Origin of the sequence: Eggerthella sp. BIOML-A4 (genome assembly GCF_009875575.1) — a bacterium.
GTDB classification, from domain to species: domain Bacteria; phylum Actinomycetota; class Coriobacteriia; order Coriobacteriales; family Eggerthellaceae; genus Eggerthella; species Eggerthella lenta.
On sequence record NZ_WWRX01000032.1, the window covers coordinates 1 to 2,346 of the forward strand.

At 38.4% G+C, this 2,346-nt stretch carries 1 protein-coding gene and 1 pseudogene; one reads left to right on the forward strand and one right to left on the reverse strand.

What is annotated here, in order from left to right; genetic code table 11:
* Window positions 1-886, reverse strand: an 886-nt coding sequence (locus tag GT613_RS15150; RefSeq protein WP_000340939.1) for a hypothetical protein, incomplete at its 3' end; no start/stop codon positions are given.
* A gap of 371 nt (window positions 887-1,257) precedes the next feature.
* Here GT613_RS15150 and GT613_RS15155 point away from each other — a divergent pair.
* Window positions 1,258-2,346, forward strand: a pseudogene (locus tag GT613_RS15155) (hypothetical protein); the annotation flags it as partial.

Here is a 2,346-nt window from a genome sequence, read left to right on the forward strand (position 1 = left end):
CCCTAGAAGTATTACGTGATTTTCTGCCCCTTACCCTCGTTGCTACTCTCCTTTTTTTCGTGGGAACCGCTTTAGGGCCCTCAGTGATGGTGTTTTGTAATTTATATGCTCCTCTTGCATTTGTGTCTCTACTTCTTGTTCGCCTGGAGGGAACTTCTTCATTTGTATTAGCATGGTTCACTTCAGTCCTTCCTTCCAACTCACTCTTTTTTTGCTGTAAACGATTCTCTGCCGCCAGTTCATTGAAACTATTGAATATATCCTTTAGAGATTCCGGGATGAATAAATCACCTATTAAAGCAGCTTGACGATCTGGTGGAACTAAAGTAAGCAATTGGGTAACGACGCTTACGAGCTTCATAACATCTTCTTCCGTTGGAGCTGGTGGGACTAATAACTGTGTACAATCCATTTTTCTCATGAGCATTTCGGTAGCTCTCTTCTTGTCTTTCTCGGGCAATCTTCCTATTATTATAGCAATAGATTTGTATAGTTGCTTTCTATTGTCTAACAGCTTGTTATTCTGTAGCATCAAATCTATGGCAGCCTGACTTGCTTCTTGTGAAGAGAGCATACCATTTCCAATCGAATCAAACCTTTCCTTAACCATCTTCGCAGCAGGCAAAATTACCTCAGCACTGGAGTCAGAAGATACGCTGGAATCTTCTGCGCTAGAATCAAGACCATACGGCCTACCGGTTGTGAGAGATTCCATGGGCCTTATGACATATCCTGGAAAGAGTAGCTCATCAGACTTACGTTTACTCTCTATATCAATATCTACATCAGGAGCAATCATTTCAATAAACAGCCGACATACATCCCAGACGCTATAAGCTGTACGTGCTTTTACCGTCAGATTCTTGGCTGTTTCAATGTCGTCCATTTTGGTTTTCTTTTACCAGTATTGTTCGTTTGATAATGTATTCTTGCTTATTACATTATAAAATCTGTGCAGATCACATGTCAAAACAACTTTTTATCACAAGATAGTACCGCAAAACGAACCTGCGGGCCGTCTAAAAATTAAGGAAAAGCAGCAAAGGTGCATTTTTAAAATATGAAATGAAGATACCGCAGTACCAATTATTTTCGCAGTACAAATAATGCGCGGCCGGTGCATTTTTCGAAAGAACGCGAGACAAACAGGACAATTAAAGTTAGTTTTTCGAGTTAGCGTGTTTGAATACTGCAAGATACAAGATAAATAGAGTAGTTGAAACTAGATATCAATTGCACACAAGATCGGCGCTAAGCATGCCACAATTTGATATATTATGTAAAACACCACCTAAGGTGCTTGTTCGTCAGTTTGTGGAAAGGTTTGAAAGACCTTCAGGTGAGAAAATAGCATTATGTGCTGCTGAACTAACCTATTTATGTTGGATGATTACACATAACGGAACAGCAATCAAGAGAGCCACATTCATGAGCTATAATACTATCATAAGCAATTCGCTGAGTTTCGATATTGTCAATAAATCACTCCAGTTTAAATACAAGACGCAAAAAGCAACAATTCTGGAAGCCTCATTAAAGAAATTGATTCCTGCTTGGGAATTTACAATTATTCCTTACTATGGACAAAAACATCAATCTGATATCACTGATATTGTAAGTAGTTTGCAATTACAGTTCGAATCATCGGAAGAAGCAGATAAGGGAAATAGCCACAGTAAAAAAATGCTTAAAGCACTTCTAAGTGAGGGTGAAAGCATCTGGGAGATCACTGAGAAAATACTAAATTCGTTTGAGTATACTTCGAGATTTACAAAAACAAAAACTTTATACCAATTCCTCTTCCTAGCTACTTTCATCAATTGTGGAAGATTCAGCGATATTAAGAACGTTGATCCGAAATCATTTAAATTAGTCCAAAATAAGTATCTGGGAGTAATAATCCAGTGTTTAGTGACAGAGACAAAGACAAGCGTTAGTAGGCACATATACTTCTTTAGCGCAAGGGGTAGGATCGATCCACTTGTATATTTGGATGAATTTTTGAGGAATTCTGAACCAGTCCTAAAACGAGTAAATAGGACCGGCAATTCTTCAAGCAATAAACAGGAATACCAATTATTAAAAGATAACTTAGTCAGATCGTACAATAAAGCTTTGAAGAAAAATGCGCCTTATTCAATCTTTGCTATAAAAAATGGCCCAAAATCTCACATTGGAAGACATTTGATGACCTCATTTCTTTCAATGAAGGGCCTAACGGAGTTGACTAATGTTGTGGGAAATTGGAGCGATAAGCGTGCTTCTGCCGTGGCCAGGACAACGTATACTCATCAGATAACAGCAATACCTGATCACTACTTCGCACTAGTTTCTCGGTACTATGCA